31 protein-coding genes and 1 tRNA gene are annotated in these 25237 nt (G+C 66.9%); 11 read left to right on the forward strand and 21 right to left on the reverse strand.

The window, feature by feature from the left end:
- Nucleotides 1–17: 17 nt before the first annotated feature.
- The 5 genes from NNZ72_RS07120 to NNZ72_RS07140 form a co-directional block, all read right to left on the reverse strand.
- On the reverse strand, nucleotides 18–647 hold the full coding sequence (locus tag NNZ72_RS07120; RefSeq protein WP_257314463.1) for a DUF1345 domain-containing protein: 630 nt from the start codon (nucleotides 645–647) through the stop codon (nucleotides 18–20).
- The gene (locus NNZ72_RS07125) at nucleotides 644–1123 is read right to left on the reverse strand and encodes a YaiI/YqxD family protein (RefSeq protein ID WP_257314465.1); all 480 of its coding nucleotides are present in this window, start codon (nucleotides 1121–1123) and stop codon (nucleotides 644–646) included. Before NNZ72_RS07125 ends, NNZ72_RS07120 begins: the two co-directional genes overlap by 4 nt.
- Nucleotides 1120–1581, reverse strand: coding sequence for a hypothetical protein (locus NNZ72_RS07130; RefSeq protein ID WP_257314466.1), 462 nt, complete (start codon nucleotides 1579–1581; stop codon nucleotides 1120–1122). Before NNZ72_RS07130 ends, NNZ72_RS07125 begins: the two co-directional genes overlap by 4 nt.
- A gap of 62 nt (nucleotides 1582–1643) precedes the next feature.
- Entirely contained in the window at nucleotides 1644–2771 is a 1128-nt protein-coding gene (locus NNZ72_RS07135; protein WP_257314467.1) for an S-(hydroxymethyl)glutathione dehydrogenase/class III alcohol dehydrogenase, read from the reverse strand.
- 82 nt (nucleotides 2772–2853) lie between these two features.
- Nucleotides 2854–3258 (reverse strand): helix-turn-helix domain-containing protein, encoded by a 405-nt coding sequence (locus tag NNZ72_RS07140; protein WP_257314468.1) that lies wholly within the window; start codon nucleotides 3256–3258, stop codon nucleotides 2854–2856.
- A gap of 158 nt (nucleotides 3259–3416) precedes the next feature.
- Here NNZ72_RS07140 and NNZ72_RS07145 point away from each other — a divergent pair, with 158 nt between their 5' ends.
- Nucleotides 3417–4370, forward strand: coding sequence for a DMT family transporter (locus tag NNZ72_RS07145; RefSeq protein WP_257314469.1), 954 nt, complete (start codon nucleotides 3417–3419; stop codon nucleotides 4368–4370).
- Here the strand turns inward: NNZ72_RS07145 and lipB are convergent.
- A complete protein-coding gene (gene lipB, locus NNZ72_RS07150; protein ID WP_257314470.1) occupies nucleotides 4361–5080 on the reverse strand; it encodes a lipoyl(octanoyl) transferase LipB in 720 nt (239 codons plus the stop codon). The two genes, NNZ72_RS07145 and lipB, sit on opposite strands and share 10 nt — an antisense overlap.
- A gap of 196 nt (nucleotides 5081–5276) precedes the next feature.
- Here lipB and NNZ72_RS07155 point away from each other — a divergent pair.
- A tRNA-Leu gene (locus NNZ72_RS07155) sits at nucleotides 5277–5361 on the forward strand.
- A gap of 56 nt (nucleotides 5362–5417) precedes the next feature.
- On the opposite strand, the gene NNZ72_RS07160 is transcribed toward NNZ72_RS07155, so the two are convergent.
- From NNZ72_RS07160 to NNZ72_RS07170, 3 genes are read right to left on the reverse strand one after another with little or no spacing between them, the layout of a single operon-like run.
- On the reverse strand, nucleotides 5418–5726 hold the full coding sequence (locus NNZ72_RS07160) for a helix-turn-helix domain-containing protein (protein WP_257314471.1): 309 nt from the start codon (nucleotides 5724–5726) through the stop codon (nucleotides 5418–5420).
- A 15-nt stretch (nucleotides 5727–5741) separates the two neighbouring features.
- Nucleotides 5742–6089 carry a hypothetical protein gene (locus NNZ72_RS07165; protein WP_257314472.1) on the reverse strand — a complete coding sequence of 116 codons (348 nt, stop codon included), beginning with the start codon at nucleotides 6087–6089 and terminating at the stop codon, nucleotides 5742–5744.
- A 22-nt stretch (nucleotides 6090–6111) separates the two neighbouring features.
- Entirely contained in the window at nucleotides 6112–6606 is a 495-nt protein-coding gene (locus tag NNZ72_RS07170; RefSeq protein WP_257314473.1) for a peptide deformylase, read from the reverse strand.
- Nucleotides 6607–6884: 278 nt separating this feature from the next.
- Between NNZ72_RS07170 and mgtE the strand changes: the two genes are divergently transcribed.
- Together mgtE and NNZ72_RS07180 are read left to right on the forward strand one after the other, a co-directional pair.
- Nucleotides 6885–8315: a magnesium transporter gene (mgtE, locus tag NNZ72_RS07175; RefSeq protein ID WP_257314474.1), complete on the forward strand. Its 1431-nt coding sequence runs from the start codon at nucleotides 6885–6887 to the stop codon at nucleotides 8313–8315.
- 61 nt (nucleotides 8316–8376) lie between these two features.
- Nucleotides 8377–8763 carry a MerR family transcriptional regulator gene (locus NNZ72_RS07180; RefSeq protein WP_257314475.1) on the forward strand — a complete coding sequence of 129 codons (387 nt, stop codon included), beginning with the start codon at nucleotides 8377–8379 and terminating at the stop codon, nucleotides 8761–8763.
- Between the two features lie 61 nt (nucleotides 8764–8824).
- Here NNZ72_RS07180 and NNZ72_RS07185 read toward each other — a convergent pair whose 3' ends face one another.
- From NNZ72_RS07185 to NNZ72_RS07195, 3 genes are all read right to left on the reverse strand, one after another.
- Nucleotides 8825–9298 (reverse strand): methyltransferase family protein, encoded by a 474-nt coding sequence (locus NNZ72_RS07185; RefSeq protein ID WP_257314476.1) that lies wholly within the window; start codon nucleotides 9296–9298, stop codon nucleotides 8825–8827.
- A gap of 4 nt (nucleotides 9299–9302) precedes the next feature.
- Entirely contained in the window at nucleotides 9303–10214 is a 912-nt protein-coding gene (locus NNZ72_RS07190) for an acetyltransferase domain-containing protein (protein ID WP_371747732.1), read from the reverse strand.
- Nucleotides 10215–10419: 205 nt separating this feature from the next.
- Nucleotides 10420–11109 carry a DUF599 domain-containing protein gene (locus NNZ72_RS07195; RefSeq protein WP_257314478.1) on the reverse strand — a complete coding sequence of 230 codons (690 nt, stop codon included), beginning with the start codon at nucleotides 11107–11109 and terminating at the stop codon, nucleotides 10420–10422.
- A gap of 557 nt (nucleotides 11110–11666) precedes the next feature.
- Between NNZ72_RS07195 and NNZ72_RS07200 the strand changes: the two genes are divergently transcribed.
- The gene (locus NNZ72_RS07200) at nucleotides 11667–13067 is read left to right on the forward strand and encodes an L-serine ammonia-lyase (protein WP_257314479.1); all 1401 of its coding nucleotides are present in this window, start codon (nucleotides 11667–11669) and stop codon (nucleotides 13065–13067) included.
- Nucleotides 13068–13121: 54 nt separating this feature from the next.
- On the forward strand, nucleotides 13122–13559 hold the full coding sequence (locus NNZ72_RS07205) for a DUF1489 family protein (protein ID WP_257314480.1): 438 nt from the start codon (nucleotides 13122–13124) through the stop codon (nucleotides 13557–13559).
- A 30-nt stretch (nucleotides 13560–13589) separates the two neighbouring features.
- On the opposite strand, the gene NNZ72_RS07210 is transcribed toward NNZ72_RS07205, so the two are convergent.
- The 6 genes from NNZ72_RS07210 to NNZ72_RS07235 form a co-directional block, all read right to left on the reverse strand.
- Nucleotides 13590–13862 carry a hypothetical protein gene (locus NNZ72_RS07210; protein ID WP_257314481.1) on the reverse strand — a complete coding sequence of 91 codons (273 nt, stop codon included), beginning with the start codon at nucleotides 13860–13862 and terminating at the stop codon, nucleotides 13590–13592.
- A gap of 128 nt (nucleotides 13863–13990) precedes the next feature.
- Nucleotides 13991–15466, reverse strand: coding sequence for a D-alanyl-D-alanine carboxypeptidase (locus NNZ72_RS07215; protein ID WP_257314482.1), 1476 nt, complete (start codon nucleotides 15464–15466; stop codon nucleotides 13991–13993).
- A gap of 69 nt (nucleotides 15467–15535) precedes the next feature.
- The gene (locus NNZ72_RS07220) at nucleotides 15536–16318 is read right to left on the reverse strand and encodes a hypothetical protein (protein ID WP_257314483.1); all 783 of its coding nucleotides are present in this window, start codon (nucleotides 16316–16318) and stop codon (nucleotides 15536–15538) included.
- A gap of 251 nt (nucleotides 16319–16569) precedes the next feature.
- Nucleotides 16570–17175 carry a transglutaminase-like cysteine peptidase gene (locus tag NNZ72_RS07225; protein WP_257314484.1) on the reverse strand — a complete coding sequence of 202 codons (606 nt, stop codon included), beginning with the start codon at nucleotides 17173–17175 and terminating at the stop codon, nucleotides 16570–16572.
- Between the two features lie 457 nt (nucleotides 17176–17632).
- Nucleotides 17633–18244 (reverse strand): PilZ domain-containing protein, encoded by a 612-nt coding sequence (locus NNZ72_RS07230; RefSeq protein ID WP_257314485.1) that lies wholly within the window; start codon nucleotides 18242–18244, stop codon nucleotides 17633–17635.
- A gap of 117 nt (nucleotides 18245–18361) precedes the next feature.
- Complete coding sequence (locus tag NNZ72_RS07235) at nucleotides 18362–19003, reverse strand: PAS domain-containing protein (RefSeq protein WP_257314486.1); 642 nt, start codon at nucleotides 19001–19003, stop codon at nucleotides 18362–18364.
- Between the two features lie 290 nt (nucleotides 19004–19293).
- Between NNZ72_RS07235 and NNZ72_RS07240 the strand changes: the two genes are divergently transcribed.
- Together NNZ72_RS07240 and NNZ72_RS07245 are read left to right on the forward strand one after the other, a co-directional pair.
- Nucleotides 19294–20031, forward strand: a complete 738-nt coding sequence (locus NNZ72_RS07240; RefSeq protein WP_257314487.1) for a rhomboid family intramembrane serine protease — start codon at nucleotides 19294–19296, stop codon at nucleotides 20029–20031.
- Between the two features lie 187 nt (nucleotides 20032–20218).
- Nucleotides 20219–20647, forward strand: coding sequence for a CBS domain-containing protein (locus tag NNZ72_RS07245; RefSeq protein ID WP_257314488.1), 429 nt, complete (start codon nucleotides 20219–20221; stop codon nucleotides 20645–20647).
- 104 nt (nucleotides 20648–20751) lie between these two features.
- Here NNZ72_RS07245 and NNZ72_RS07250 read toward each other — a convergent pair whose 3' ends face one another.
- The 3 genes from NNZ72_RS07250 to folE form a co-directional block, all read right to left on the reverse strand.
- Nucleotides 20752–21720 (reverse strand): patatin-like phospholipase family protein, encoded by a 969-nt coding sequence (locus tag NNZ72_RS07250; RefSeq protein WP_257314489.1) that lies wholly within the window; start codon nucleotides 21718–21720, stop codon nucleotides 20752–20754.
- A 350-nt stretch (nucleotides 21721–22070) separates the two neighbouring features.
- Nucleotides 22071–22523: a phosphoribosyl-AMP cyclohydrolase gene (gene hisI / locus NNZ72_RS07255; RefSeq protein ID WP_257314490.1), complete on the reverse strand. Its 453-nt coding sequence runs from the start codon at nucleotides 22521–22523 to the stop codon at nucleotides 22071–22073.
- 33 nt (nucleotides 22524–22556) lie between these two features.
- Nucleotides 22557–23168 carry a GTP cyclohydrolase I FolE gene (gene folE, locus NNZ72_RS07260; RefSeq protein ID WP_257314491.1) on the reverse strand — a complete coding sequence of 204 codons (612 nt, stop codon included), beginning with the start codon at nucleotides 23166–23168 and terminating at the stop codon, nucleotides 22557–22559.
- Between the two features lie 330 nt (nucleotides 23169–23498).
- On the opposite strand from folE, the gene NNZ72_RS07265 reads away from it, so the two are divergent.
- From NNZ72_RS07265 to NNZ72_RS07275, 3 genes are read left to right on the forward strand one after another with little or no spacing between them, the layout of a single operon-like run.
- The gene (locus NNZ72_RS07265; protein ID WP_257314492.1) at nucleotides 23499–23945 is read left to right on the forward strand and encodes an iron-sulfur cluster assembly scaffold protein; all 447 of its coding nucleotides are present in this window, start codon (nucleotides 23499–23501) and stop codon (nucleotides 23943–23945) included.
- A gap of 9 nt (nucleotides 23946–23954) precedes the next feature.
- Nucleotides 23955–24314, forward strand: a complete 360-nt coding sequence (yidD, locus tag NNZ72_RS07270; RefSeq protein WP_257314493.1) for a membrane protein insertion efficiency factor YidD — start codon at nucleotides 23955–23957, stop codon at nucleotides 24312–24314.
- A gap of 15 nt (nucleotides 24315–24329) precedes the next feature.
- Nucleotides 24330–25232 (forward strand): DUF2971 domain-containing protein, encoded by a 903-nt coding sequence (locus NNZ72_RS07275; protein WP_257314494.1) that lies wholly within the window; start codon nucleotides 24330–24332, stop codon nucleotides 25230–25232.
- Nucleotides 25233–25237 lie beyond the last annotated feature (5 nt).

Below are 25237 nucleotides of genomic sequence, written 5' to 3' on the forward strand. Positions count from 1 at the left end.
CTCCGTATCTGTGGAAATCAGGAAGCGAGCGAGACGGCCGCGTTGACGGCGGCGGCGACCAGCACGGTGTTGAAGAAGAAGGAGACGACGGCGTGCAGCAGGTTGACCCTGCGCATCGCCGTCGTGGTGATGGCGACGTCGGAGGTCTGCGCGGTCATGCCGATGACGAAGGCGAAATAGACGAAGTCCCAGGCGGAGGGGCGGTCGGTGCGCGGGAAGTCCAGTCCCTCGCGGGTGCCGCTCCCGGCGCGCGAGGGGCGCCAGTAGAGATGGGCGTAGTGCATCGCCGCCATCAGGTGGATCGTCAGCCAGCCGAGCGCCACGGAGGCGAAGGCGAGCAGGAGCTCGGCGAGCGACGCCGCGCGCGCGGCGTTGAGCACGGAGAAGAGCGAGGCGACCGAGACCGCGACGGCGGCGAGCGTGACGGCGAGGATGATCCACACCGGCTCGTCGGCGTCGACGGCATGCCGCTCCAGCCGCTCGGCGGTGAGCGAGGAGAGGCGGCGGAAGGTGAGCACGAGATAGGCGAGGAAGAAGGCGACGGCCGGGATCTCGACCGCAAGGTTCGGGGCGAGGCCAAGGACGAGCGCGAGCGCGACGCCGGCCGCGCCGATCCCCGCATAGAACGGCATGTGCCGGCCGGTCATCGGCCCTGCCTCTCGTTCTTCGCGCGCCGGCAGAGCCGGTCCAGCGTCTCCAGGAAGGCCGAGCGGTCGCGGGGCGTGAAGGCGGCGTTGTAGCCCTTGCTCTCGCCCGTCTCGCGCAGGTGGGCGCCGAGGTCGCGCAGGGCGGTCGCCATGCCGATGTTGCTCCGGTCGAACAGGCGGCCGGACGGGCCGGTGACATGGGCGCCGGCGGCCACGCAGCGCCCGGCGAGCGGCACGTCGGCGGTGACGACGATGTCGCCCGGCCCGGCATGCCCGGCGATCCAGTCGTCGGCCGCGTCGAAGGCACCGGAGACGACGACGTTGCGGACCATCGGGTCGCGCGACGGGCGCAGGCCCGAATTGGCGACGAAGACGACGGGCAGGCCGTGGCGCTCGCCGACCCGGAGGATCTCCGCCTTCACGGGGCAGGCGTCGGCATCGACGTAGATGGTCGGTGTCGCTTCGGCCGTCGTCACGGGCGGACCGCGCCCATGTCCTGCGGCGCGGCGTCGTTCGCGGGGATCGCCCCGCGGGTCGCCGTGCCGCTTGCCCGCGGGCGCCAGACCTCGCTCCCGAGCGCCTTTCCGCCCCCGTTCGCCCAGGCACCGGACCAGGAGCCGTCGGGCTGCCGCGTGTAGAGCGCGATGCCGTGGCCGCTCGGCGTGGCGTAGCTGACGGCGAAGGTGTCGCCGGCGCCGGCCGCAAGCACGCCGACGCCCTGCGTCTCGTCGCTGCCGAAGCGCCAGGTGACGGCATAGGTCTCGCCGGTCCTCTCGACGAGGATCGTGCCGGTGTAGGGGCTGCGGTCGCCGGGATTCGTGCCGGTCATGTCGTAGGCGCCCTCGGGCCCGGCCGAGGCCGGAACGGCGCCGGCGAGCAGGGCGGCAAGGGTGACGACGGTGCGCATGGCCTGCGGACGGACGGCGGTTCTCATCGCTTCCTCCTCGATCGCCGCCCGGAAGGCCCGCGGCCCTCCGGACGGATCCGCGCCGGATATCAGTAGACCACGACGCTCCGGATGGACTTGCCCTCGTGCATGAGGTCGAAGCCCTTGTTGATGTCGTCGAGCGGCATGGTGTGGGTGATCATCGGGTCGATCTGGATCTTGCCCTCCATGTACCAGTCGACGATCTTCGGCACGTCCGTGCGCCCGCGCGCGCCGCCGAAGGCCGTGCCCATCCAGGTGCGGCCGGTGACGAGCTGGAACGGACGCGTCGAGATCTCCTGACCCGCACCCGCGACGCCGATGATCACCGACTTGCCCCAGCCGCGATGCGAGGATTCCAGCGCCTGGCGCATCACCTTGGTGTTGCCGGTGCAGTCGAAGGTGTAGTCGGCGCCGCCGATCTGGTCGGCGCCGCGCTTCGTCATGTTGACGAGATGGGCGACGACGTCGCCGTCCACCGCCTTCGGATTGACGAAATGCGTCATGCCGAAGCGCGTCCCCCATTCCTTCTTGTCGTCGTTGAGGTCGACGCCGATGATCATGTCGGCGCCGGCGAGCCTCAGGCCCTGGATGACGTTGAGGCCGATGCCGCCCAGCCCGAAGACGATCGCCGTCGAGCCGATCTCGACCTTCGCCGTGTTGATGACGGCGCCGATGCCGGTCGTCACCCCGCAGCCGATGTAGCAGATCTTGTCGAAGGGCGCGTCCGGATTGACCTTGGCGACGGCGATCTCCGGCAGCACCGTGTAGTTGGCGAAGGTGGAGCAGCCCATGTAGTGGAAGATCCTGTCCTTGCCGATCGAGAAGCGGGAGGTGCCGTCCGGCATCAGGCCCTGGCCCTGGGTGGCGCGGATGGCGGTGCACAGGTTCGTCTTGCGCGACAGGCAGGACGGGCAGGACCGGCATTCCGGCGTGTAGAGCGGGATGACGTGGTCGCCCTTCCTGACCGACGTGACGCCCGGTCCGACGTCGACGACGATGCCGGCGCCCTCGTGGCCGAGGATCGCCGGGAAGATGCCTTCCGGGTCGGCGCCCGACAGCGTGAACTCGTCGGTGTGGCAGATGCCGGTCGCCTTGACCTCGATCAGCACCTCGCCCTCGCGCGGGCCTTCCAGCTGCACGGTCATGATCTCCAGCGGCTTCCCAGCCTGCACGGCAACCGCGGCGCGTACGTCCATCGTCTTTCTCCCTCTTCCGGATTCGCGTTCCGGCCGACCATCGCAGAGCCGGCCCGCCGTCTCAAGTGCATGGATGCCGAAATCAGCCGCGGCTTCTTCCGGCGAGGCGGGCGATCTCGGCTTCCAGCGCGGCGATCGCCTCGCCCGTCTCCTCGTGCAGGCGGCGTACCGCGTCGAGATGGCGGTGGACGAGGCGCATCTCGTCGCCGTCGGGCAGAAGGGACGGCGCCCCGCCGATGCCGGCGACCAGCCAGGAGGGGGCGACCGACAGCACGCCCGCAAGCCGGGCAAGCGCGTCAGCGCGCGGCTCGGCGCGGTCGCATTCCCATTCGCCGACCGTCTCCTCCGGCAGGCCGAGCCGGGCGGCGAGGTCCGCCAGCGTCAGGCCGAGGGCGTCGCGCGCCCGCCAGATCCGCCCGCCGAGCGTGTCGGAATCGGTGCGCATCACGGGGAAGGGGATCGTGTTGCTTTCTCCGGAAAAGGTCATCGTGGTCTCTCCGTTGTTCTGCGCCCCGAGGATACAGGCGGCGGCCCGCACGCCGCTACCCCGAACGCGCCGTGCCGTGCCGCTCGGGGATCGCTGCATTTTGCGGATTGCCAGACGCGGCAAAAGCGATATGCAGGGGGCTCACGAAGGAACAGGGCATGACGAGCGGCGCATCGACGGAGCATGGGTCTGCGGGATCGGAGACCATGAAGGGCGTGGCGCTGATGATGGGCGCGATGACCGTGCTGCCCTGCATGGACGCGATCGCCAAGTACATGGCGACCGTCGAGGGCATGTCGCCGGGGCAGGTGACGTTCTACCGCTTCTTCTTCCAGATCCTCTTCACGCTGCCGCTGCTGTTCACCGTCGCGGGCGCGGCGTCGCTCAAGCCGAAGCGGCCGTGGATGAACCTCCTGCGCGGCGCGCTGCACGGGGCGGCGAGCCTGCTCTTCTTCACGGCGGTCAAGTACATGCCGCTCGCCGACGTCTTCGCCATCTATTTCGTCGAGCCCTTCATCCTGACGGCGATGTCGGCGGCCTTCCTCGGCGAGAAGGTCGGCTGGCGGCGCTGGCTCGCCATCGTCGTCGGCTTCGGCGGCGCGCTGATCGTCATCCAGCCGAGCTTCGCGCTGTTCGGCTGGACGGCGCTGCTGCCGGTCGGCTGCGCCTTCCTGTTCTCGCTCTATCTCTTCATGAACCGGGCGATCGGCGAGGCCGATTCGCCGCTGACCATGCAGACGGTCGCGGGCTTCGGCGGCGTGCTCTTCGTCGGCGGCGCGCTCAGCGCCGGCAACGCGGCGGGAGCCGTCGACTTCGTGCCCTCGCTGCCGACGTCGTGGCTGGGCCTCGCGCTGCTTCTCGTCCTCGGCTCGCTGTCGGGCTACGGCCACATCCTCGTGGTGCGCGCCTTCCGGCTGGCGCCGCTCTCGCTGCTGGCACCGTTCCAGTATTTCGAGATCATCTCCGGCGTCGTGCTCGGCTATGCCATCTTCGGCGATTTCCCGAGCCCCTCGAAGTGGCTCGGCATCGCCGTCATCGTCGCCTCCGGCCTCTTCATCATCTGGCGCGAGCAGAAGGTGCGGCGCGCCGCGCGGCCCGTCGCCTACGAGTGATCCGTCACCGTCGGGCCGAACACGCGCTCGAAGGATTCGCGGATGCGCATGTCGACGTCGCTCATCATCACCGGCAGGCCGAGGTCGACCAGGCTGGTGACGCCGTAGCCGCGGATGCCGCAGGGCACGATGCCGGAAAAATGCTCGAGGTCGGGATCGACGTTGAGCGAGAAGCCGTGGAAGCTCACCCAGCGGCGCAGCCGGATGCCGATCGCGGCGATCTTGTCCTCCGCGGGCGAACCGTCGGGAAGCGGCGGGCGCTCTGGCCGGCGCACCCAGACGCCGACGCGATCCTCCCGCCGCTCGCCGCGCACGTTCATGGCCGCGAGCGCGCCGATCACCACCGATTCGAGCCCCGCCACGAAGGCGCGGATGTCCGGGCGGCGGCGCTTCAGGTCGAGCATGACGTAGACGACGCGCTGGCCGGGGCCGTGATAGGTGTATTCGCCGCCGCGCCCCGTGGCGAAGACCGGGAAGCGGTCGGGCGCGACGAGGTCGGCCGCATCCGCGCTGGTGCCGGCGGTGTAGAGAGGCGGGTGCTCCACGAGCCAGACGAGCTCGTCGGCCTCGCCCCGGGCGATCGCCTCCGCCTCGGCCTCCATGGTCTCGACGGCGCGATCGTAGGGCACGAGATCGCGCGCCACGCGCCAGCGCACGGGGGCGGCGCCGGCCGGCGCGAGGAGGGATAGGGAAATGTCTTGGCGTTGCATCCGAGTGTCCTTCTTCCGGTCCGTTCTGCCAGATATGGGCGCGAAGATGCAAGGATTTCAGGGCTTTCGCGGGCGGTGCCCGGGGCCTGTTGAAATTGTTCGGCTTTTCGTCACTTTTCTTGTCGGACGGCCTTGTGCACCCCAGAGGCTTTTGCTACATGCAGCCGCGCCGGAGCAATTCGGCATCTACCACGATGCGGTCGTGGCGGAATTGGTAGACGCGCAGCGTTGAGGTCGCTGTGGGGCAACCCGTGGAAGTTCGAGTCTTCTCGACCGCACCAAGAACCCGGCTTCGAGCCGGGTTTTTTGTTGTTCCGTCCCGCCTGAGGAAGCGTGGTCAAGCGACCTGCGCGGCGGCTTCGACGATCTCGGGATGCCGTTCGAGGACCTTCAGGAGGAGGCGTCCGGCAGGATCGGGGGACCGGCGTCCCTGTTCCCAGTTGCTGACGGTTGCCGCCGGTATGCCGAAGCGGCGCTCGAACTCTTTCGCGGACCTTGCGACTTTCTTGCGAATGGCGCGAATGCGCTCGGCCGGCATCGGATCGACGTTCACGGCTTCGAGTGCGATTTCGCCGCGCTTCCAGGCGAGGGCTTCCCTGAGGCCCTCCTCGATGGCGGTGCCGAGCTCGGTTCGCTTGTCAGTCATTGTTCAACTCCTTGATCAGGGCGAGCAGAGCCTTGCGATCGGCGCTCGAAAGATCGGCTTTCTCGTTCTTGGCGTAGGCTGTGAGCAGCAGGGCCATTCCTCGGAGATCATCAGGAAGTAGATGGCACGCCCGCCTCCGCTCTTGCCGCGGCTACCGAGGCGGAAACGTATCTTGCGGATGCCGCCGAGCCCCTGAATGACGTCGCCGGCCGCAGGATTGGAGGCGATCGCCTGTTCCACGGCCATCATGTCGGCCGCCGAGGCGCCGATCCGTTTCATGTCCTTCAGATAGCGCCTGGTTCGGACGACCTTCATGGGTCCATATACGCCATCGGCGTATTCTTCGCAAAGAAAATACGCCAATAGCGTAAATTCATGCGCCGGTTCAATCCCGCATCTTCCGATATCTCTTGACGATCCGCTCCCGCTTCAGCCGCGACAGGCGCTCGATCCAGAAGATGCCGTCGAGCTGGTCGATCTCGTGCTGCAGGCAGACGGACAGCAGGCCGCCCGCTTCCTCGACATGCTCCCCGCCCGAGAGGTCGCGATAGCGGACGCGCACGCGGGCGGGGCGCTCGACGGTGTCGGTGACGCCGGGCATGGAGACGCTGCCCTCGGCGTGCTGCGCGGTCTCGGGCGAGGACCACTCGATCGCCGGGTTGACGTAGACGCGGGTGGAGGCGGGACCGTCGAGCTCGATGACGACCAGCCGCTCGAGGATGCCCGCATGGGCGGCGGTGATGCCGATGCCGGGAGCGGCGCGCATCGTCTCGGCGAGGTCCGCCGCAAGCGTCGCGAGGCGGGCGTCGAAGCGGCCGATCTCGACCGAGCGGGCCTTCAGCCGCGGGTCGGGATAGCGCAGGATGGGAAGGGGTGCCATGGGGTCTCCGCCGGATCGTTCCGCCGTTCCTTCCTAGCCGATCCGGGCTCGCCGGAAAACACCATGGAGCCCATGTAATTTTCATGACATTGCAACAGCTTGCGCATTTTTTTCGGCAGCGCCGCCATTTGCCGTTTTCGGTGGTGGACCGGAGACGCTCTTTGCTTTAGCACGAAGGCGGTAGGCCCGCTGGGCCGTCCGGAACCCTCTATGCAGCTTCGTCGTCTCCGCTCCGCCGAAAGGCCGGACAGGACGCATTCCCCCGGAGGAACGGCCCGATGGAAAACGCCGGCGACGACGACCGCACCGCGCAGGAGGACCGCGCGCACCTGCCCTTCGAGGGCGAGGACATCTATGCCGAGGACGGCTCGATCCGCTCCGACTTCCTCATGCATGTCGGCGCGGCGATCGCCGACCGCGACCTCCTGTTCCTGCGCCGGCACGTGGCGCGGCTGCACGAATCGGAGATGGGCGACCTCCTGGAGGCGATCCAGCCGGAGCAGCGCCGCCAGCTCGTCTCGCTGCTCGGCGCCGACTTCGACCTCGCGGCGCTGACCGAGGTCGACGAGGCGATCCGCCTCGACATCGTCGAGCACCTGCCGAACGAGCAGCTCGCCGCCGCCCTCGGCGAGATGGATTCGGACGACGCCGTCTACATCCTGGAGGACCTCGACCAGAAGGACCAGGAGGAGATCCTCTCCAAGCTGCCCTTCACCGAGCGCATCCGGCTCCGCCGCTCGCTCGACTATCCGGAGAGCACCGCCGGCCGGCGCATGCAGACGGAATTCGTCGCCGTGCCGCCCTTCTGGACGGTCGGCCAGACGATCGACTACATGCGCGAGGACGGCGACCTGCCGGAGAGCTTCTCGCAGATCTTCGTCATCGACCCGACCTTCCGGCTCCTCGGCGCCGTCGACCTCGACCGCATCCTGCGCGCCAAGCGCGGCACGAAGGTCGAGGCGATCATGCGCGAGACGAACCATCCGATCCCCGCCGAGATGGACCAGGAGGAGGCCGCCCAGCTCTTCGAGCAGTACGACCTTCTCTCCGCCGCCGTCGTCGACGAGAACGGCCGCCTCGTCGGCGTGCTCACCATCGACGACGTCGTCGACGTCATCCAGGAGGAGGCGGAGGAGGACCTGATGCGTCTCGGCGGCGTCGGCGACGAGGAGCTGTCGGACACCACCATCGAGACCGTGCGCTCGCGCGCGCCGTGGCTGCTCGTCAACCTGCTGACGGCCTTCGTCGCGGCCTCCGTCATCTCGCTGTTCGAGGCGACGATCGAGGAGATCGTGGCGCTTGCCGTGCTGATGCCGATCGTCGCCGGCATGGGCGGCAATGCCGGCTCGCAGACGATGACCGTGACGGTGCGCGCGCTCGCCACCCGCAACCTCGACATCCACAACGCCTGGCGCGTCGTGCGCCGCGAGGCGGGCGTCGGCATCCTGCACGGCGTCGCCTTCGGCCTCATGATCGGCCTCGTCGCGGGCGTCTGGTTCCACGATCCCAACATCGGCGGCGTCATCGCCGCCGCCATGCTGATCAACATGACGGCGGCGGCACTCGCCGGCATCGCCATCCCGCTCTTCCTCGACCGGGCGGGCGCCGACCCCGCCGTCTCGTCGGCCGTCTTCGTGACGGCGGTCACCGACATCGTCGGCTTCTTCGCCTTCCTCGGGATCGCCACCTGGTGGTTCGCGCTGCGCTGAAAATTGACTTGTACGTAAAAGTCAATAGAATGGGCGCCCGCGGAACGGGAGCCGGGCAGGCGTGGACAAATACTATACCATAACCGAGTTGACGCGCGAGTTCGGGGTCTCGACCCGGACGCTGCGCTTCTACGAGGACGAGGGGCTGATCCATCCCGAGCGGCGCGGGCGCACGCGGCTCTTCCGCCCGGCCGACCGCCGGCTGATCCAGGAGATCCTGCGCGGGCGGCGCATCGGCCTCACCATCGCCGAGATCCGCGAGATCATCCGCGTCTACAAGGACCCGCCGGGCGAGGTGGGCCAGCTCGAGCTGCTGATGAAGAAGGTGAACGAGAAGCGCGACGAGCTGCGCCAGAAGCGGCGCGACATCGACGAGACGCTCGCCGAGCTCGACAATGTCGAGGAGGCCTGCCTGACGCGGCTCGCCGAGATCGGCGTCGGCACCTGATTTCCTCTTGTCTCCCGCAATTCCGGAGGCGAAACCGCTTCATGCCGTTGCTGGGATTGCGCTAGATCCAGCACGTCGTGTCGTGGCGGTAGCGCTCGAAATCGATGCCGAAGCGCGACAGCAGGTGCAGCTCCTCGCGGCGGATCGCCACCAGATGGGTGACGGCGGCGGCCGGGATCGCCACGATCAGGCACCAGGGATTGAGCAGGATCAGGCCCAGGCCGGCCGTCGCCAGCGTATAGCCGAGATAGATGGGATTGCGGGTGAAGCGGTAGGGGCCGCTCGTCACGAGATGGGTCGAGCAGCGGTTCGGCAGGATCGTCGTGTGGCAGTCGAGCAGCGTGCGCATCGCCCAGACGTCGAGCACGGCGGCGGAGGCGATCAGCAGGGCGCCGACGCCGCGCGCCGCGAGCACGTGGTCCTCGGCGACCGAGAGCGGCACGAGCGCCTGGAGCAGGAAGGCTGCCGCGATCGCCAGACCGTAGATGAACGGCGGCCAGGGGAAGACGAGCGGCTTCATGCGATAGGCGTTCATGATCCTACTCCTTCAGGTCGGTCTGCGTTTCCGCGTCTGCCGTGCACTGCGCGGAGATCGCCGTGATGCGGTCGTCCTTCGCCACGTCGATCGCCCCGCGCGTCAGGTCGGCAAACAGGTTCCGTTCCGTCAGCCGGTCGAGCGTGCACTCGCAGAAGCGGCCGCAGAAACCGGCGCCGCGCTCCGCCTCGCAGGCGCGCGTGCAGCTCGCGCGATAGCCCGCGACCGGATCGGCCGCGGGTGCGGGAACCGCCAGCGAGACGCCGTAGAGGAGGGCGATCAGCACCGGTTGATGGATAAGGTAGATGGCGAGACTGTGGCGCCCGGCCGCCGCGAGCAGGGTTTTCCACCGCGCGGTGACGGTCTCTTTCGTCGCAGCCAGCCGGGCCGGGATCGTGCTTGCAACGAGGAGGCGGCCGGCGCCGATGCCGGCGAGGAAGGGCGCGAGCCAGGGCAGCAGCGGCACGTAGTCGTTGGAGCGCGGGATCTGCGTCGAGAGCCCCACCCACCAGAGCGCCGGATGGTCGAAGAGCGGCGCGCGCAGGTAGAGCGGTGCCATGGCCGCGGCGGCGGCGGCGGCGAAGGTGAGGGCGGCGGGAAGCCTCAGGAAGAGGAGGCCGATCACGCTTGCGGCGGCGATCGCGTGCAGGATGCCGAAGAAGATGAAGGTCTCGCGGAAGGCGAACCAGGTGCCGACGGTGACGAGGGCCGCGGCGGCGGCAATCTTCGCGAGCCGGATCAGGAAGGGCCTTGCCCGCACCCCGTCGCCATGGCCCAGCACGAGGCTGAGGCCGGCGAGGAACAGGAAGCTGCCGGCGATCAGGCGCGCGAAGAGCCGCCAGCCGCCGGTGCCCGCCGTGCCGGGCTCGACATAGCCGAAATATTCGAGGTCCCAGGTGAAGTGGTAGACCGCCATGGCGAGGAGCGCGAAGCCGCGCAGCCGGTCGATCGCCGGCAGGCGCGGCCGGCGGCGCGGTCGCGCGCCGTCCTCCGCAAGCCTGCCGTCGAGAATCGTGGTCGTCATGGGTCGTGGTCGCCGCATCGCTTCGTTCCGGAGGATCATGCGCCGCCAACCTTGCGCCGGGCGGATGGCCGAAAAGGGGCCGGCGGGGAGGGTGGTCTCAGTCCGAGCCCTCGAGCACGGCCCGGCGCGCCTCGGAATAGAACTGCCGGCGCACCAGCACGACGATGATCGCCGCCGTCGTCGCCATGAAGAGATAGGGGCTGACGAACCAGCCGAGATAGCCGATGGAGAGGAAGATCGCCCGCAGCCCCTTGTTGAAGTGCTTTGCCGCCAGGATGTTCATGCGGATGACCTTGTCGGCGGCACGCGCCGCCGCCTCCGGGTCCTTGTCCACCTCGGAGCTCATCGGGATCGCGCCGAGCAGGATGGTGCAGTAGTTGAACAGCCTGTAGGACCAGCCGAACTTGAAGAAGGCGTAGCCGAAGATGCAGGCGAGCCCGCCCACCTTCATCTCGAAGCCGGTCCGTCCGCCGCGGAAGACGCCGGGCAGGTCGTCGAAGATGGCGAAGACCTGATCGGTGGCGCCGAGCAGCGCGAAGCAGCTTCCGAGCGCGAACATCGAGGTGGAGGCGAAGAAGGCCGTGCCGTTCTGCAGGCCCGCCATGATCTGCGTGTCGATCATGCGCAGGTCGCGCTTCACCGCGTTGCGGATCCAGGCCGCGCGCTGCGCGCTCATGGCGCGCGTCAGGCTCACGCGGCTGAACAGCCGCGCCCGGTCCGTGACCCACGAATAGGCGGTCCACAGGACGAGGAAGAAACCGAGGGCGGTGAAGTCGGCGGCGCTCATATGAAAGCCTTTTGCCACGGTTCGGGCGATTTGCAAGCGGTGAGCGCGGGTGCGGCAGCCGGCGTTCAGACTTTGGGCGGAACGCGGGCGGGGCGGTCCCGCCGCAATCGTCTGATTCCGCAGGCGCCATGCGCGGGACGCGGGGCTACCATGTGCATAACGCCACGGTTTCGCCACTTTTCCCGATTGCGGTTTCACCAATTCTTCATTAAGAGAGGCGCCATGCAGGGGCGGCGTCGCCGCTGCGATCGTATCCTTCACACGGGGAAATCATGGAAAGCACCGTTCAGAAATCCTGCTGGGGCGTAACCGTCCGTGCAGTCATCGGTTTTGCGACCGTCCTCATGGTCGCCTACCTCTTCGGTGGTGTCTGAAGCACCTGACAGTGACTCTCTTGTCGAACGGCGCGCCCCTCCCAGGCGCGCCGTTTCGATTCCGGCGGGGCAGAATGTCGCGCCTGTAAAACCCGATGTCGGGAGATCGCCTTACGTCCGGCGCATGATAACGTAGCTTGGCGACAAGGGCCTGAGGCCTTCGCAGGCAGGAGAAGTGCGGGAATGTTTCTTTCGGTGTTCGACGTCTTCAAGATCGGGATCGGCCCGTCGAGTTCGCATACGATGGGCCCGATGTCGGCCGCCAACCGCTTCCTCGACCTGATCCTGTCCCCGGACTGGCCGCGGCCGGCGGGCGCGCAGGTGACGGCGATCCGCATGAGCCTGCACGGTTCGCTCGCCTATACCGGCGTCGGCCACGGTTCGGACCGCGCCGTCGTCCTCGGCCTGATGGGGGAGAAGCCCGATACCGTCGATCCCGACCGGATGGACGCGATCGTCGCGGAGGTCGAGCGCACCGGCCGGATCACCCCGCCCGGCCATCCGGGCTACGCCTTCCAGCCGAAGACCGACCTGATCTTCGACAAGAAGAACCCGCTGCCCGGCCATGCCAACGGCATGACCTTCTCCGCCTTCGACCGCGACGACCGCCTCCTCCTGAAGCGCATCTACTATTCCGTCGGCGGCGGCTTCGTCGTGACGGACACCGAGCTGGAGGCGATGCGCGCCGATAAGGGCCGGGCGCCGGGCAAGAGGGTGCCGTTCCCCTTCGCCACCGCCAGGCAGATGCTGGAGATGGCGGAGCGCTCCGGCCTCACCATCGCGCAGATGAAGCGGGCGAACGAGGAGGCCACGATGCCGCGCGAGGCGCTCGACGCCGGGCTCGACCGCATCTGGGGCGCGATGAAGAGCTGCATCGACCGCGGCCTCAGGAACGAGGGCATCATGCCCGGCGGGCTGAAGGTGCGGCGCCGGGCGAAGTCGATCCACGACAAGCTGCAGGAGGAGTGGCGCTCCAACAAGGCCAATCCGCTGCTCGCCAACGACTGGCTCAGCGTCTACGCCATGGCCGTCAACGAGGAGAACGCGGCGGGCGGCCGCGTCGTCACCTCGCCCACCAACGGGGCGGCCGGCGTCGTGCCGGCGACGATCCGCTACTACCTGCATTTCCACGAGGACGCCGACGATGCGGGCATCCGCGACTACCTGCTGACGGCGGCGGCGATCGGCGGCATCATCAAGCACAATGCCTCGATCTCCGGCGCCGAGGTCGGCTGCCAGGGCGAGGTGGGCTCCGCCTCGGCGATGGCCGCGGCCGGCCTCGCCGCGGTGATGGGCGGCACGCCGGAGCAGGTGGAGAACGCCGCCGAGATCGCGCTGGAGCATCATCTCGGCATGACCTGCGACCCGATCGCCGGCCTCGTCCAGGTGCCCTGCATCGAGCGCAACGCGCTCGGCGCGGTCAAGGCGGTGACGGCCGCCTCGCTCGCCATCAAGGGCGACGGCACGCATTTCGTGCCGCTCGACGCCTGCATCGAGACGATGCGCCAGACCGGCGTCGACATGAACGAGAAATACAAGGAGACCTCCACCGGCGGGCTCGCCGTCAACGTGGTGGAATGTTGACGCACCCCTGCGGCGGACCCTTGACCCGGCCGCCGCAAGGGCGTTGAAAGAGGCATGGCCCTTCATCTTCTCAAACTGTGCGTCGGCGCGGATACCATCGAGGACCTGCGCGACTGGGTGTCGGAACGCTCGCTGGTGGCGATCGCCGCCGGGCTGGAGCCGCATTCGACCCACGTCACCCGGATGATCCCGAAGCGCGACCGGGAGCTACTCGACGGCGGCTCGCTCTACTGGGTGATCAAGGGACAGGTCCAGGCGCGCCAGCGGCTCCTCGACATCCAGGCCTTCACGGACGCGGACGGCATCTCGCGCTGCAGGCTCCTGCTCGGCCCGGAAGTGATCGAGACCGAGTTCCAGCCGCGCCGCGCCTTCCAGGGCTGGCGTTACCTGAAGGAGGAGGACGCGCCGCGCGACCTCAGGGCCCTGGGCGAGGGCGCCGCCGACCTGCCGATCGAGCTCCGCCGGGAGCTCGCCGAACTGGGCCTGCTCTAGAAGGGCCGCTGCACGCGCCGGCCGGAACCTTCAGCGCAGCTTCATCCGCACCGGAAAGCGCCGGCCCTCGGCGGCGACGTGGAGATGGATGCCGGTCTCGGGCTGGCCGGTGCGCCAGGCGCGGGCGCCGTGGGCGAGCAGCATGCCGACGAGGTCCTTCGTCCGGCCGCGCGAACGGCCGAGGCCGAGATCGGCGATGCGCATCGCCGCCTCGTGCAGCGGATGCAGCGTGCCCTTGAGCGACTTGCGCTTTTCCCCCCGCGGCCGGGTTCCGATATCGGACAGGTTCTCGTTCGTCGCCATGATCTGCCTCGTACACAATACCAAATCGAGGATGGCGGCAGGCCTTCACGCGGTCTCCGCCTGCCTTGCCCCGCGTCCGCCGGTACGCGATACCGGTCCGGCGACGTCTCGGGGCAGGGCCTTTCGTCTTACTGCTGGCTCGCCCAGCAGCCGAAGCCCTTGCGCTTCAGCGTCTTGCAGGCCGCCGTGGCGCGGTCCTGGCTCTCGAAGCCGCCGAAGCGGGCGCGGATGAGCCCGGCATGGGCGACCGTGAAGGGTTTGGCGCCCGAGAGGACCTTGCCGCCCTGGTTGCTCGCCTTGGCGAGCAGGTCCTCGGCCTGCGCGCGGTCCGGCGTCGCGCCGATCTGGATGACCCAGCCCGAGGGGATGGCGGCGGTCTCGGCCGGCGTCGTCGAGGAGGTGGTGAGCGAATCGACGTTCCCGCCGGTGTCGCCCTGCTCGGGCATGTATTCCGGGGCCGGCTCGGGGATGGCGATGCCGCGCTGCTGCTTGAGCGAGGCGGCGAGCGCGCGCTTGCCGACGACTTCCGCCGAACCGCCCGTCTCGACGGCGGCGTAGGCGGTCGCGAGACGGTCGCCCTCGTAGCGGTAGGCCGGGATCGGTCCGTTTTCCGGCAGGTCGAAGGCGCCGCCGACGGAGGCGGCGACGGCCTGGCTCGCGACGTCCGCCGTCAGCGTCGGCGCGGCCTTCGTTTCGGCGACGAGCTTGCCGCTGCCGCGCGTCGAGGCCTTCGGCAGGTAGGCGGCGATGAGCCTGCGCATCTGCTGGTCGCGGGCGGCGCCCGAGCGGCCGCCCAGCACGACGCCGACCACGCTGCGCCCGTCGGCCACCGCCGAGGTCACGAGGTTGTAGCCGGATGCGCGGGTATAGCCGGTCTTGATGCCGTCGACGCCGCGCACGTTGCCGAGCAGCCGGTTGTGGTTGCCGATCACCTGCTTGCCGAAGCGGAAGCTGCGGGTGGAGAAGTACGCGTAATATTGCGGGAAGTGCTGGCGCAGCGCCATGCCGAGGCGGGCCTGGTCGCGGGCCGTCGTCACCTGCGCGGTGTTGGGCAGGCCGTGCGCGTTGCGGTAGACGGTGCGGGTCATGCCGAGCGCGCGGGCCTTCTGCGTCATGATGCGGGCGAAACGGTCTTCCGAGCCGCCGAGGAACTCGCCGAGCGCGGTCGCCACGTCGTTGGCCGAGCGCGTCACGAGCGCCTGGATCGCCTGCTCGACGGTGAGCGAGTTGCCCGCGCCGACGCCGAGCTTGGAGGGCGGCTCCTTCGCGGCGTTCCTCGATACGGGGACGCGCGAGTTGAGCCTGATCTTGCCGGCCTCCAGCGCCTCGAAGGTGAGGTAGAGCGTCATCATCTTGGTGAGCGAGGCGGGATAGCGCAGCGCGTCGGCATCCTCGCTGTAGAGCACCTTGCCTGTCTTGGCGTCGACGACGATGCCGGCATATTTCGGGTTCGCCTGGGCCGGCGCCGCATAAGCGACGGCGGCGATCATTCCGGCCATCACCAGCCCCCTGGCCATGCCGGCGATCGCCTTGCAGGTGCGGGGGAGAACGTCGAGGAATACGGAACGGGACACTGGGTTACTCTTCAGTCTCGGATTGCACATGATGTTCGGTCGTCGCCTCCCGGAACGGCCGCTCGGGGCACGTTAGCCGCAACAGCGTTACCAATCGGTTTATGATGAATTGTCCGTTTGCGCGGTCCGTCGTCTTTTATCTGTTCCGGACTGTCCGGAGATCCGCTCGTCGAGCCAGGCCCGCGCGCGCGCCTCCATGGACTGCCACTGCGGCAAAAGTCTGCTCGAAAAGCGGTAGAGCACGGAAAGATCGCGGCCGACGTGGATGTCGCGCTGGCAGTCCGCCCCGGTCGACTGCGCCTCGTCGGCGGGCATCATGCAGCGCACGGCATAGTCTGAGCCGTCCGGCAGCGCGGCGGTGAAGAACACCTCGTCGCCATATCCGGAATTCGCCTTGAGCCGGTGCATCGACAGGCCCGCCGGTCCCGGTTGCGGCGCGCCCTCGAAGAGGTGGCGGTAGATCGGCTCCAGCCGCCCCGACATGTCCTTCGACATGGTGCTTTGCGACAGATGCAGGAAGATCAGGTTTTCCGCGTGCGCCACGTCGTTGAAGCGGATGCGCTCGGCGTTGGAATAGCCTTCCAGGGCGGGCCAGGTGAGGTAGAGGTCGACGCGTTCGGCGATCCCGCTCCGGCGCTGCTCCTCGAAGCGGATGGCGTTGGCGGGCAGGCGCACGCGGTCCTGCCCGACGAGGATGTCGAAGACCTCCGTGCTCTCGGTATGGCCGGAAAGCGCGATGCGCTCGCCGAGGACCCGGCCGGCGGCGCTGATGGCGACGGAGAGGCCGGCGAGCACGGCGATGCCGACGGTCAGCCGGGTCAGCAGGCGATTGGAGATGAGGGGAGCGTGCTCGCCGTCGCCGGGATGGGCTGCCGCAGTCATGATCGCTTGCTCCGTGAGGCTTCACGGCCCGCCTGGCGATTCCGCCGGCCGGCCATTCGTTACGGAGCGTCCGTGAACGGCGTTAATTTTTCGTAAACATCGATGCCCGCCGGTCCCGGACAGGGACGCGGCCGGTTCCGGGGACAGCGGAACCGGCCGCAGGGCCGTGGTCGTGGACGGGGATTGGGGGACTGACCGGGCCCTTTTCCTTCGCCCGGCGGCGGCCGCCGGGCAGTCTCGTCGTCGGCGCGTCAGCGAACGCTGCCGACCGCGTCGGCGCGGCCGTCCTGCAGCTTCACCCACTTGCCGGCATGCTGCGAGGACTGGCGCTTCAGGAAGCGGTATTCGGTCTCCGACCAGAGCAGGACCTTGTTGCGCATGTTGTCGAGCACGAAGTCGCCGCGGTCGGTGCGCACGGTCAGGATGGCGTGGCCTTCGCCGTTCGGCTGCAGCACGACGGTGATCAGCAGGTTGGAGGGCGAGATGCCGGCCTTCATCAGGAGCTTGCGCTTCAAGAGCACGTAGTCCTCGCAGTCGCCGACCGAGCGCGGATAGGCCCACCGCTCCTCGACGCCGTAGATCTCCATGTCGGTGAGCGGCTCGATCGCGGCGTTGACGTCGTAGTTGACCCGCAGGATCGCCTTCCAGTTTTCCTGGGTCAGGACCAGCGGCCCGCTGTCACGGCTATCGATCGGCTGGCATTCGCCGCTGTACTGCCGGCAGAACTCGTAATGGCCGATGGGCTGGTTGGTCGCGCCTGCGACCGGGATGTTGGCCGGAAGGGCCATCGCCGCCTGCGCCGCGGCGAGAGAGAGGAAGAAGCCGAGCGTCCCTGTCTTGAAGATCGTCTTTGTCATTGTGGTGTCCCCGTTTGATGGTCCGACAATGACACATATGTTTTGAGCTTCGCCGAAGCTTCGAAGTATAATTAAGTACAAATCAGGATCGAATAAATACAAAACAAGAATAAAACTTGAAGTACATTTGATATGTATTTTAGGAGAATTCGTCTAAAATTCGAATGAATTTCCCGCCCCGACGACCGCCGGGCGTTTGCCATCCCTTTGAAGGAACGATGTTTTTCCCGGACCCGCGACAGGCCCGCGCTTTCGCGCCGCGCAGGGCGATGCGCTCCTCGGCCACGTGCCGGCTCCGCGCGATGGAGGGGAAATGCATGGGGAAGGCGCCCGCCCGAGCGGGCGGCGCGAAAGCGGCAGGAAATTTTTCGATTTTTTTATGGCGATGCCGCCGATCCGCCGGCAACGAAAAAGGCCCCTTGCGGGGCCTGTCGTCCTTGCCGGTGTGGGCGGGCGGTTACAGGAAGGCCGTCAGGGCTTCCTTCGACTGCACGGAGGAGAACTCGATGGCGACGCCTTCCTGGAAATGGCGGACGACGCGGCCGCGCATGTGGCCGAGCTGGACCGGCGTGCCGAGCGCCGGGCGCACGTCGATGTCGATGGCCGCGCCCGAGAGCGAAAGGTCGATGATGCGGCAGCTGTAGCGCCGCCCGTCGTCGAGCGTCAGGTCGGTCAGGGTGTTGCGCGGGGTTAGGCGGTTGTGGCGCCGGTCCTCCGGCAGGCCGAGCTCGTGCTTGTTGGCGATCCAGGTGAGCTGGGCGGCGAGCTTCTCGCGCTTGCGGTCGGTGGCGGTGAGCACGATCGAGAAGCCGGTGTCGGTGAGGGTCGCGACCGTCCCCTCGATGCGGCCGAGATGGTCGACATAGGCGATGATGCGTTCGCCGACGCGCGGGCGGGCGTGGCAGGTGAAGGCGGCGTCACCCGGCGACATGTCGAGGACCGTGCAGTCGTACTCGTCGTGATTGGCGAGCATCAGCCGGCCCGAAAGGTTCACGGAGACGCGCTGGAAGCTGCGCTGCTCGGGCTGCGGCTTCCTGGCGGCGGGCGATGCTTGCTGGAATGAGTACATGGTCGCGCTGCCTGACTGGTCTACCTTCCTTCAACCCTTAGACCCTCGGGGTTAACAAAGGCTTGCCGACGGGCTGCAACCGGTTGTACCGGCCTGTTGCTGCGATATCTGGGTTGTCTAGGCCTTCCGCGTGTCGTCCTGCCCGCGGCCGCCCTCGAAGACGCGCAGATGCAGGACGCGGCCCATCTTCCGGCCGAGAAGGTCGGCCGCCGGCCGGACGCTCATGACCGAGGCGGGCATGGTCGCGTGCGGGTGGCGGCCGGGGACGCTGGCGGCGTCGATCGCCGAGACGGCGGACAGCGTCATGTGGCGGAAGGCCGACAGCGGCTGCGCCTGGCCGGGCAGGGGCGCGAAGGCGCCGATGATCCGGTCGGCGATCCTGCCCTTCGTGGCGAGCGGCAGCAGGACGATCTCGACGTCCGTCACCTCCAGCGCGCCGTCGACCGCCTCGACGAGGAGGACGGCCGGCGTGCGGTGGGCCATGACGTTCTCGCCGACGCGGGCGATGCGGTTGCGCTGGTCGGCGGGAAAGAGGGCGTCGAAGCGGCCGCCCTTCAGCTCGCGCCCGAACTGCGCGCAGAGCCGCGTTCCGGCAAGCCGGAAGCGCGGGTCGGAGGCGGCGCTGTGCTCCAGGATGAAGAGGTCCGGCAGGATGCGGGCGAGGTCGGCGGGCTCGATGTCGCTGCGCAGCGGCACGGGGCGGCTGCCGCGCCGCCGCGTCCAGTATTCGTAAAGTGCCGTCGCCGCTTTCGTCTGCATTCCGCTCGCCCATGCCTTTCCGTGCCATTCCGGCACGAAATCGGCGCCGGAGAGGGTCTTTGCCGTTGGAGGAGCGAGTTTCGTGCCAGTTCCCCGTTAAGGTTAAGGATCGGTTTCGATTGTCCGCCGCGGCCCGCCGTGGCACAGGAAGGCGACCGTCCGAGAGGAACGGTTCAGCATAGTGACTGTGGTCCCGGGGATTGGGGGCACCGGCCGTCGGCGGAAGCTGCACGGCCTTTCTTTTCTTTGTATAAGCGCGATTCGTGTTTCTGGATTTGATGGATCGGCCGATGAGCGACAGCGGGGCAAACGAGCGGGAGGGCCTGGAAACGGCCCGCAAATACGAGCCCGCCTTCAACCTGCCCGGCAGCCTCGTCGCGGTGCTGGGGCTGCTGACGCTCGTCCATGCCCTGCGCACCTACGTGCTGTCCGCCGCCGCCGACGAGTTCGTGCTGCTGCATTTCGCCTTCATTCCGGCGCGCTACACGATGCCCTTCGCCGGGCAGGACCTCGCCTGGCTGTGGAGCCCGGTCACCTATTCGCTGCTGCACGGAAGCTGGGAGCATCTCGTCTTCAACGCCTTCTGGATGGTCGCCTTCGGGGCGCCCGTCGTGCGCCGCATCGGCCCGCCGCGCTTCCTCGTCTTCTGGTGCCTCTCGGCCGCCGCCGCCGTCGCGCTCCATTCGGTCCTCCACTGGGGGGCGATGATCGTCGTCGTCGGGGCGTCGGGCGTCGTCTCCGGGCTGATGGGGGCGGCGGCCCGCTTCGTCTTTTCGCCGAGCGGGCGCATCAGCCGGCAGTTCGCCCATCTCAACCGGCGCCTGACGATCCGCGAGGCGCTGTCGAACCGTTCGGTGCTGGTCTTCTCTGGCATCTGGTTCCTCACCAACTTCCTGATCGGCTTCGGCCAGCTCTTCGGCCCGGTCGCCGACGGCGCCATCGCCTGGGAGGCGCATATCGGCGGCTTCCTGTTCGGCTTCCTCTGCTTCCCGCTGTTCGACGTCGCGGCCGAGGACCGGCGCGATTAACGATAGTCGCCGGGCGGCCTTGCATTCGTCTTTTTCGTGGCGCACCATGCCCCTCGTCCCGGTTCGCACATGCCCGCCGGGGCGGCGGTCTCATTCTCCCGGAGGAAAGGGAGGCCGTCGATACGGCAGGGCATCCCTGCATGGGCTGTCCCGCCTCTCTGCGTCATGATGCACACGGGAGGTACGCATGTATGTAAAGACGATACTGGATGAAAAAGGCCGCAACGTCGTCACCGGCGGCCCGCAGCTGACCGTCAGGCAGGCTGCCGTCTATCTTCACGAGAACCACATAGGCGCCATCGTTATCGTCGACCGTAACGACCGCATCGCCGGCATCGCGACCGAGCGCGACATCGTCGCCGCCGTCGCCAGAAACGGGGCGGAATGCCTCGACAAGCCGATCTCGTCCATCATGTGGGGCAATGTCCATCGCTGCAGCGAGGCCCAGACGGTCAACGAGCTGATGGAGATGATGAGCAACCTGCGCGCCCGCCACATCCCCGTCGAGAAGGACGGCCGCCTCGTCGGCATCGTCTCGATCGGCGACGTGGTCAAGTCGCACATCCGCGCGATCGAGCGGGAAGCGGACGCCATCAAGGCCTATATTACCGGCTGAGCACAGTCCTTCGGGATTCGGGCGGAACGGCTCCCACCGTTCCGCCCGCGCCTGTTTCTATGCGATTGGGGACGGAAGGCCGGTTCCCGCTCCTGCCGGATCGCCTAGCGCAGGAGCACGACCTCCTGCATGCGCTGGATCTCGAAGATCCGCGCCTTGGCTTCCAGGTAGCCGCGATCGATGGCCTCGCCCGCGCGGTGGAACTCCGACAGGCCGATATCCGACAGCTTCGGATGCAGCGACAGGTCCGGCGGATCGCCGGCGAGCCTTGCGCGCGAGATGCGGTCCTGGATGATGTTGAAGGACTGCACCATGACGCTGGTGAGGCCCAGCCTGGCGGCGCTGTCCTCCTGCCGGCTCTCCTCGATCTTCTGCGGGCTCGCGCTGTGCTTGATCACGGCGGAGCGGCCGTAGAGGTCGTAGTTGAGGTTGACGGCGACGACGAGCTGCTCCTCGTGCGCGCGGCAGACCGAGACCGGCACCGGATTGACCAGCGCGCCGTCGACCAGCGTGCGGTTGTTGCAGCGGATCGGTTCGAAGATGCCCGGCAGGGCATAGGAGGCGCGGATCGCGGTTATCAGCGCGCCGCTGTTGATCCAGACCTCGTGGCCGCTGTTGACCTCGGTCGCCACCGCGACGAAGGGGCGGTCGAGCTCCTCGATCGACAGGTTCTCCAGATGCTCCTGCATGCGCTTCGTCAGCCGCATGCCGCCGAACAGGCCGGAGCCGCGGATGGTGAAATCGAGGAGGCTGGCGATCCGCCGCATGGTGAGCGAGCGGGCGAAGGTCTCCAGCTCGTCGAGCTTTCCCGCGAGGTAGCAGCCGCCGACCAGCGCGCCGATGGAGGTGCCGGCGATCATGCTGACCTCGATGCCTTCCTCTTCGAGCGCGCGCAGGACGCCGATATGGGCCCAGCCGCGGGCGGCACCCCCGCCGAGCGCGAGCGCGATCTTCGCCTTGCGCGGCGGTTGCGGGGTAGGGGCGGGAATGTGGGACATGTCGTTCATGGAAGGGCCGCCGGGGTCGGATGCATCCGCCGTTACGAGACTACGATTGAAATTCCAGTTCAGCATGCCGGACCTCCGTCGAAAAGAGGAATTCGCATCGCGACAAACGGTTCCTCCTCCGCCTTCCTGCCGGGATGATAACCCGGACGAAGGACCGCGGGGATGACCGGGGGAACAGCGTCGACGCGCATGGCGCGGCGGTCCGGTGCGTCTTTCCGTCGGAGAAGGGCAGGCGCCCGCGGGATCGTTTCCCCTTCCGGGGCGGTGCCTGAACCGGTCGTGACGCACGAGAGCGATGGGGTTCCATGTCCTGATCCGCACGGCAGGGAAAGCTCTGCCATGCGGCCATTAGGCGCGCCCACCCGTTGCGATTTGATGAATCCGTGCCGAAATCGGACGGATCGGCCTCGGCAGGGTTAAGATTTGCCGTAGATCTCGGCCGGATCGAACTGCGGCGCCGCACCGGTGATGGTAAGCCGCGCGCCCTCGGGGGCCACCGAGACCGTGCGGTAGAAGCAGGAGCGGCGGCCGGTGTGGCAGGTGGCGTCGTGGCCGGCGACGGAGACCTTCAGCCAGACGGCGTCCTGGTCGCAGTCCGTGCGCAGCTCCTCGACCGTCTGGAGGTTGCCGGAGGTCTCGCCCTTCTTCCACAGCGCCCTGCGCGAGCGGCTCCAGTAATGGGCGATGCCGGTCTCGATGGTGAGCGCCAGCGCCTCGGCGTTCATGTGCGCGACCATCAGCAGCTCGCCGTCCTTCGCGTCCGTCACGACGGCCGTCACCAGGCCGTCGGCGTCGAAGCGCGGCGTGAAGGCCGCGCCCGTTTCCAGTTCGCTCTTGTCCTGCGGCGGGGGAGGAAAGGTGATCGGCATGGCGCTCGGCTCCACTGCCGGAGCCGCTTCGGCCTAGCTCCGGATCATCGTCATGAACCGCACCTGCTCGGCCGGCTCGGTCTTGAAGGCACCGGTAAAGGTGGTGGTGAGCGTTGTCGAGCCCTGTTTCTGGATTCCGCGCATCGCCATGCACATGTGCTCGGCCTCGATCATCACGGCGACGCCGCGCGGGTTCAGCGTCTCGTCAATGGCCTTCGCGATCTGCGCCGTCATCGTCTCCTGCGTCTGCAGGCGGCGGCCGAAGATCTCCACGACGCGGGCGATCTTCGAAAGCCCCAGAACCCGGCCGTTCGGCAGATAGGCGACATGCGCCTTGCCGATGATCGGCACCATGTGGTGCTCGCAGTGGGAGAAGAAGGGGATGTCCTTCACCAGCACCATGTCGTCATAGCCGGCCACCTCCTCGAAGGTGCGGCCGAGCACGTCCTCGGCGGCGAGGTCATAGCCGGAGAAGAGCTCGCGATAGGCCTTGGCGACGCGGGCCGGCGTGTCGAGCAGCCCCTCGCGCGACGGGTCGTCGCCCGCCCAGCGCAGGAGCACGCGCACGGCGTCTTCCGCCTCCTTCTGCGTGGGGCGGCGGGATTCGTCGTCGAGGCGCGGAAAATTCGTGACTATGGCGTCCATGGACCCATTGACCTCTCTGCAGGTTACCAGACGTGCTTATCGGACTCGCCACTGGCCATTCGCCTAACCCTGCAGGCTTGGGTTCCGTTGGCGGGCTCCGGGGCTTTCGGGTCTCGGCGTCTCAGTGCACTCGACCTTCCGGCACGGTTTCCCAAACAACAGGTGGCGTCCCGCATTGCAAAACGCTCACCCCAACACGAGTTATCATATAGTATGGGCCGAGGGCAGCGAAAGAGGTTCAAGGCGACACCGTATGCTTTTTTCCCGACGAGGCCGGAATAATCTCTCCGGATCATTGAAGATTCCGCAAAAATCGCGGATCACGGAGCCATGATGGACGATATCTACAACAGCCGCATCCTCGACTTCGCCGGCAACATCCCGCTGATCGGCGAGCTTGCCGACGCCGACGCCGTGGCGAGCGCGCATTCCAAGCTCTGCGGCTCGCGGGTCAAGGTGTGGCTGAAGCTCGACGGCGACGTCGTCAGCGATTTCTCCCACGAGGTGAAGGCCTGCGCGCTCGGCCAGGCCTCCTCCTCGATCATGGCGCGCGCCGTCGTCGGCGCGACGGTCGCGGAGGTGCGCCGGGCGCGCGAGGACATGCTCGCCATGCTGAAGGCCGACGGCGAGGGGCCGACGGGACGATTCGCCGACATGCGCTTCCTGAAGCCCGTCAGGGACTACAAGGCCCGCCATGCCTCCACCATGCTCACCTTCGACGCGGTGGTGGACGCCATCGGCCAGATCGAGGCGCGGCGGCTGGAGAAGACCGGGTGAGGGCGGATCATGTGCAGCGCGCCTGAGGCCCGGTTGCGCTACAGGGGCCGCAACTGGCGCGGTCCCTTCCGCAAGACGCCGGGGCGGCTTCTCGGCATGGGCCTCATCCGCCTCTACCAGCTCACGCTCTCCGGCTTCGTCGGCCATTCCTGCCGGCATCTGCCGACCTGCTCGGAATACGGCTACGAGGCCGTCGCCCGGCACGGTCTCTGGCGCGGCGGCTTCATGACGCTCTTCCGCGTCGCCCGCTGCGGCCCCGGCGGCACGCACGGCCTGGATCCCGTGCCGGAACGGCTCGACGCGCGCTTCGCCTGGTGGGCGCCGTGGCGGCTGTGGCGCCTGCCGAAGGCGGGCGCGGGCGAGGAGTGAGGCAATGGCGAGGCATTGGCTGCTGAAATATGTATGCTCCATCTTTTACTATTTTTTATTGAGATAGTTGCAATGCCTAATCTTTATAAATTTGTTAAAAGTATAGATGCTGTTAGAAATCTAATCTGTGGAAGACTGAGATTTTCTACAATTTCAGAATTAAATGACCCTTGTGAATTATTAGATGAAATAAATAGGGATCTTGTTATTGAATCGCTTAAAAGGATTAGGAAGAGTGGATATAGTGACTACGAATATTCATGGCTACAAAAGCAGGCAGCAATACTTTATGCTCTAGCTCCAGATAAGCAGGCTATCCCGTTACCCGTCTCCGCGCAGGATGCTCATCGCCAAATTATGTCATCATTTTACGATAATATTGATCGGATGGCTCAACTCCAACGTGACGCAGTTCTTGAGATACGAAAAATCAGCGGCATACTAAGTTTGTCTTTGCGATACGACAGCCTCCCAATGTGGGCGCACTATGCAGATAATGCTCGCGGTTTTGTTGTTATTTTTAAGGATCTTGAAGATTTCTTCTCCGGCGATGAAACAGGCGTTCTAGATGAGGTCAAGCCCGTTATATACTCTAACGTATTTCGTGGAATGACATTTGATCCCAGCAGTCAAAATGAATTGTTTTTCTGGAAGCACGCAGATTGGGCATATGAGCAGGAAGTTCGCGTAGTATCTTCTCTGAAAAAATGTAATTTTAGTGAAATTAATGGAAATAATATGTTTATTAGGTCCATTGATAAAAAATATATATCTGGAATTATACTTGGATGGAATATCGATAAATCAATAAGATCTATTGCTTACAGCCTAATTTCCGATGCAGGTCGCCCTATCGAGATTTTCCAAGCTCGTTTGGATAAAGTAACTGTCGTTATTGATAAATTGGATTTGACATAGATACT

The sequence above is a fragment of the Shinella pollutisoli genome, from assembly GCF_024609765.1.
In the GTDB taxonomy this organism is placed as follows: domain Bacteria; phylum Pseudomonadota; class Alphaproteobacteria; order Rhizobiales; family Rhizobiaceae; genus Shinella; species Shinella pollutisoli.

Coding starts and splice junctions, on each gene's coding strand:
- NNZ72_RS07210 (WP_257314481.1), bottom strand. CDS start 13,862: ATGGCGACGAACGAGAACCTGTCCGATATCGGAACCCGGCCGCGGGGG.
- yidD (WP_257314493.1), top strand. CDS start 23,955: ATGTGCAGCGCGCCTGAGGCCCGGTTGCGCTACAGGGGCCGCAACTGG.
- NNZ72_RS07120 (WP_257314463.1), bottom strand. CDS start 647: ATGACCGGCCGGCACATGCCGTTCTATGCGGGGATCGGCGCGGCCGGC.
- NNZ72_RS07240 (WP_257314487.1), top strand. CDS start 19,294: ATGAGCGACAGCGGGGCAAACGAGCGGGAGGGCCTGGAAACGGCCCGC.
- NNZ72_RS07135 (WP_257314467.1), bottom strand. CDS start 2,771: ATGGACGTACGCGCCGCGGTTGCCGTGCAGGCTGGGAAGCCGCTGGAG.
- NNZ72_RS07185 (WP_257314476.1), bottom strand. CDS start 9,298: ATGAACGCCTATCGCATGAAGCCGCTCGTCTTCCCCTGGCCGCCGTTC.
- lipB (WP_257314470.1), bottom strand. CDS start 5,080: ATGCAACGCCAAGACATTTCCCTATCCCTCCTCGCGCCGGCCGGCGCC.
- NNZ72_RS07205 (WP_257314480.1), top strand. CDS start 13,122: ATGGCCCTTCATCTTCTCAAACTGTGCGTCGGCGCGGATACCATCGAG.
- NNZ72_RS07245 (WP_257314488.1), top strand. CDS start 20,219: ATGTATGTAAAGACGATACTGGATGAAAAAGGCCGCAACGTCGTCACC.
- NNZ72_RS07265 (WP_257314492.1), top strand. CDS start 23,499: ATGATGGACGATATCTACAACAGCCGCATCCTCGACTTCGCCGGCAAC.
- NNZ72_RS07195 (WP_257314478.1), bottom strand. CDS start 11,109: ATGAGCGCCGCCGACTTCACCGCCCTCGGTTTCTTCCTCGTCCTGTGG.
- NNZ72_RS07220 (WP_257314483.1), bottom strand. CDS start 16,318: ATGACTGCGGCAGCCCATCCCGGCGACGGCGAGCACGCTCCCCTCATC.
- hisI (WP_257314490.1), bottom strand. CDS start 22,523: ATGCCGATCACCTTTCCTCCCCCGCCGCAGGACAAGAGCGAACTGGAA.
- folE (WP_257314491.1), bottom strand. CDS start 23,168: ATGGACGCCATAGTCACGAATTTTCCGCGCCTCGACGACGAATCCCGC.
- mgtE (WP_257314474.1), top strand. CDS start 6,885: ATGGAAAACGCCGGCGACGACGACCGCACCGCGCAGGAGGACCGCGCG.
- NNZ72_RS07145 (WP_257314469.1), top strand. CDS start 3,417: ATGACGAGCGGCGCATCGACGGAGCATGGGTCTGCGGGATCGGAGACC.
- NNZ72_RS07225 (WP_257314484.1), bottom strand. CDS start 17,175: ATGACAAAGACGATCTTCAAGACAGGGACGCTCGGCTTCTTCCTCTCT.
- NNZ72_RS07230 (WP_257314485.1), bottom strand. CDS start 18,244: ATGTACTCATTCCAGCAAGCATCGCCCGCCGCCAGGAAGCCGCAGCCC.
- NNZ72_RS07250 (WP_257314489.1), bottom strand. CDS start 21,720: ATGCTGAACTGGAATTTCAATCGTAGTCTCGTAACGGCGGATGCATCC.
- NNZ72_RS07190 (WP_371747732.1), bottom strand. CDS start 10,214: ATGGCGGTCTACCACTTCACCTGGGACCTCGAATATTTCGGCTATGTC.
- NNZ72_RS07160 (WP_257314471.1), bottom strand. CDS start 5,726: ATGACTGACAAGCGAACCGAGCTCGGCACCGCCATCGAGGAGGGCCTC.
- NNZ72_RS07130 (WP_257314466.1), bottom strand. CDS start 1,581: ATGAGAACCGCCGTCCGTCCGCAGGCCATGCGCACCGTCGTCACCCTT.
- NNZ72_RS07215 (WP_257314482.1), bottom strand. CDS start 15,466: ATGTGCAATCCGAGACTGAAGAGTAACCCAGTGTCCCGTTCCGTATTC.
- NNZ72_RS07200 (WP_257314479.1), top strand. CDS start 11,667: ATGTTTCTTTCGGTGTTCGACGTCTTCAAGATCGGGATCGGCCCGTCG.
- NNZ72_RS07235 (WP_257314486.1), bottom strand. CDS start 19,003: ATGCAGACGAAAGCGGCGACGGCACTTTACGAATACTGGACGCGGCGG.
- NNZ72_RS07170 (WP_257314473.1), bottom strand. CDS start 6,606: ATGGCACCCCTTCCCATCCTGCGCTATCCCGACCCGCGGCTGAAGGCC.
- NNZ72_RS07140 (WP_257314468.1), bottom strand. CDS start 3,258: ATGACCTTTTCCGGAGAAAGCAACACGATCCCCTTCCCCGTGATGCGC.